5 protein-coding genes are annotated in these 3,684 nt (G+C 33.6%); all 5 read left to right on the forward strand.

Going from position 1 to position 3,684, the window contains the following annotated elements; translation table 11 throughout:
* Positions 1–295 (forward strand): MaoC family dehydratase (locus tag VKY47_RS01170; protein WP_324309684.1); only part of this gene is annotated, 295 nt, incomplete at its 5' end.
* Positions 292–1,182 (forward strand): HpcH/HpaI aldolase/citrate lyase family protein, encoded by an 891-nt coding sequence (locus VKY47_RS01175; protein WP_324309687.1) that lies wholly within the window; start codon positions 292–294, stop codon positions 1,180–1,182. The genes VKY47_RS01170 and VKY47_RS01175, both read left to right, overlap by 4 nt.
* A complete protein-coding gene (locus VKY47_RS01180) occupies positions 1,175–1,840 on the forward strand; it encodes a PglD-related sugar-binding protein (RefSeq protein WP_324309688.1) in 666 nt (221 codons plus the stop codon). The genes VKY47_RS01175 and VKY47_RS01180 overlap by 8 nt, the downstream gene beginning before the upstream one ends.
* Entirely contained in the window at positions 1,840–2,463 is a 624-nt protein-coding gene (locus tag VKY47_RS01185) for a sugar transferase (RefSeq protein ID WP_324309689.1), read from the forward strand. The genes VKY47_RS01180 and VKY47_RS01185 overlap by 1 nt, the downstream gene beginning before the upstream one ends.
* A complete protein-coding gene (locus VKY47_RS01190) occupies positions 2,456–3,352 on the forward strand; it encodes a 1-aminocyclopropane-1-carboxylate deaminase/D-cysteine desulfhydrase (RefSeq protein ID WP_324309690.1) in 897 nt (298 codons plus the stop codon). Before VKY47_RS01185 ends, VKY47_RS01190 begins: the two co-directional genes overlap by 8 nt.
* Positions 3,353–3,684 lie beyond the last annotated feature (332 nt).

Raw genomic sequence — 3,684 nt, forward strand, 5'->3', positions numbered from 1 at the left:
ACATAAACAGATTTTGGTTGTTGGCACATTGGTTTTTAGTCTGGTTGTTGGAATGACTGTTCCGGATATTAGCGGGAAAGCTGTGGCTAATTTAGAATACGAATCAGTAAAACATTTAGGACCTGTTTTTATTAACGATACGATTTATGCTAAAACAGAAATCTTGGATAAATGGGAAACCTCGGGAAAAGACAGAGGGATAGTTTATGTAGAGACAATTGCTTACAATCAAAAAGGAGAGAATGTTTTAAGTTTCAGAAGAAAAGTATTAATTCCTAAAAAATCAGAGATATGAGTGATTACTTAATGAGAAGCTTGTTATTTGTGCCTGCCCATAATCAAAGGTTGATGGACAGTGCAATTAAAGCAGAGGCAGATGTTTTGCTTTTTGATATCGAAGATTCAGTTCAGCCTGTAGAAAATAAACAGAAAGCTCGGGATCTGGCTGTGAAGATGATCAGCGAAGGAGCTTTTAAAGACAAAGTGATTTTTCCGAGAATCAATGACAGAGAAAGCGGTCAATTATTAAAAGATGTAACACAACTCACTATTGACGGAATTACAGGATTTATGTATCCTAAAGCCAAAAAAGGAGAAGATATTTATTTCTTTGATAAGCTACTTGAAACCATTGAATATGAAAAAGGAATCCCTGTGGGAACCTTCAAAATTATTCCACTGATAGAAACAGCTTCTGCTGTACTGAATGCTCAAGATATTTGTAATGCTTCTTCAAGAGTGGTTGCTATTGCATACGGTTCAGAAGATTTTATTGCTGATTTGGAAGGACAGCACGATTTAGAACACGAAAGTTTGTTTGTACCCAGAAATATGATTGCTATGGCAGCAAGAGCCTGCAAAGTTATTCCTATTGATACAGTTCAGGTAAGAGTTAAGGATTTGGAAGATTTGGAGCAGAATTTAATCTTATCCAAAAAACTGGGATATGAAGGAATGTTATGTTTGAACCCGATAGAATTATCATTGGTACATAGATACTTTTCACCATCAGAACAAGATGTTTATGAAGCAAAAGAAATTTTAAGATTAGACAAAGAAGCCAGAGAGAACAATCAGGGAGTTGCCATTATGAACGGAAAATTCGTAGGTCCTCCTTTTGTGCTCAAAGCAAATAAGATTTTAAAGAAGCATCAGAAAATAACTAGTAAGAAAAATGGATAAAGTGATTATTATTGGTGGCTCAGGAGCTGCTATTGTTATCGGAGAAGCTATAAATCACGCTAAGGAAAAATTTGGTTTAAATGCGGAGTTTGTGGGATTGTTAAACGATGCAGATGTTTCTGAAATTAATGGTGTTCCGGTTTTAGGAAAAACTGCTGATGCAGCTAATTTTATTAAAGAAGGGTATAAGTTTTTGTTTACTATTTATAAAATGGGGGGACAACCCGGCAGGATTAAACTTTTTAGAGATTTGAAAATTCCTGATGAATCTATGTTTACTTTCGTTCATCCGTTATCTTTTGTTTCTCCTTCTGCAAAATTAGCACCAGGTGTTGTTGTAATGCCAAATGCGAGTATTTCTTGTGGAACTAAAATAGGGAAATGTTGTTTAATAATGAGTAATGTTACTATTGGACACGACAATAATATTGATGAACATTGTTTTTTTACTGCAAGTTCGTGCTTAGGTTCCTATTTAGAAATAGAGGAAGGCGTTTGGGTTGGGATGAATGGTACAATTAGAGGAAAACAAAAAATAGGAAAACATTCTGCAATTGGAATAGGAAGTATTGTTACAAAAGATGTTCCTGAAAATGAGTTATGGATAGGAAGCCCTGCCAAATTCCATAAAAGTGTAAATGATAAAATTACAATGTGATGTATAGGCATATTAAAAGAGTTTTTGATATATTGTTCTCTTTTTTACTGATTTTAGTAACATTACCTATAATGGTAGTTTTACTCGTTTATCTAAAAATACATTTTAAATCTAATCCGATATTTAAACAGAAAAGATTAGGATATAAAAATCAGGAGTTCTTCATTTATAAATTAAAAACAATGAAAGATCTTTTTGATGAGGCAGGGAATCCACTACCAGATAAGTTAAGAATTACGGAACAGGGAGCATTAATCAGAAAGTTATCTTTGGACGAAATTCCACAGGTTTTTAATATTTTGAAAGGCGATATGTCTTTTATTGGACCAAGACCACTATCAATAAAGAATTTACCATTTTATACGGAAAGAGAGTTAAAAAGGCATAATGTTAAGCCAGGAATTAGTGGCTGGGCACAAATTAATGGTAGAAATTCATTAGATTGGGATAAAAGACTTGAGATGGATGTGTTTTATGTAGAAAACCTGTCAGTTGGTTTAGATATAAAAATTTTTTTTAAAACGATTCAAAATGTTCTTTATAGAAAAGATATTGCGATAACTCCTCAAATACCTTCATTAATAAAAACAAGGTCGAAAAATCATAAAACGGTAAATGATTAATATAATAAAAGAAGACTTAAGAATCGTCCGTGACGACCTTTACCCGTTTTTAGGAGGCGGTAACAAAGGTCGTAAGATGGATGCTATTGCAAAAGACATTTTCTTAAAGAATGCCAATGCTTTAGTAACTACGGGAGGAATTCAATCCAATCATTGCAGAGCGGTTGCAATTTTTGCAGCTCAAAATAAAATGAAATGTTCTTTGGTTTTACACGGTTCAAAAGCGGAGTTTGAAAAGCAGTCAGGCAATGCTAAAATAATGCGTCTTTCGGGAGCAGAAATTGTTTTTGTAGAGGAAGCTAGTCAGATTGGTAATGCAATGGATGAAGCTATGCTGCAATATAAAGATCAGGGTTTTATACCTTATTACATTTGGGGTGGTGGGCATACCTTAGAAGGTGGTTTGGCTTATATTGATGCTGTAAAAGAACTTAAAAAATATTGTGTAGAAAACAATTGGACACCTGACTATATTTTTCACGCTTCAGGTACGGGTTCTACACAGTCTGGTATTCTAGCAGGTTTGGATAAATATGGTTTTGACGATACGAAAGTTATAGGAATATCTGTAGGAAGAAAAGCAGAACAAGCCACAAAAATTGTGGATGAATTTTATAAAGAGTTGTGTAGTCATTATAATATTGATTGTTCAAACAGAGAGTCTATTGTTTTAGATGAATATTTAATGGGTGGTTACGGACAATACAATAGTGAATTAAAAGAATTGAGTTTAAATTCTATAAAAGAATATGGCTTCACATTAGACACTTGTTATTCGGGTAAAGCTTTTTACGGGATGATGGATTATATAAATAAAAACAATTTAAAAGATAAAAACATTCTTTTCTGGCATACAGGAGGGATTTTTAATTTTTTAGCAGAAGAATAAACTATGAACATACTTCTTGTACGTGCAGGTAGAAGAAATTACTTCTAATAAAGAGCGATAAATATTGCACGTATTTAATATATATTATGACCACAGAGCAAATCACACAACTCATCACTTCCGGAGAAAACGCCCGTATAGAAAGAACTATATCGGTAAATAATACTGATAAGTTTTCGGAAGCTGTGTGTGCATTTGCTAATGATTTGCCCAACTGCTGATTGGGGTGAAAGACGATGGAACACTCTCGGGCTGGATATACAAATAAAAATTATAAAAATAAAAAACTTGAAATTAGAGACTATGTGAGAAAAACCCCGCCGTCGCAAAAG

It is taken from the genome of Xanthomarina sp., assembly GCF_035306705.1.
Classification (GTDB): Bacteria; Bacteroidota; Bacteroidia; order Flavobacteriales; family Flavobacteriaceae; genus Xanthomarina.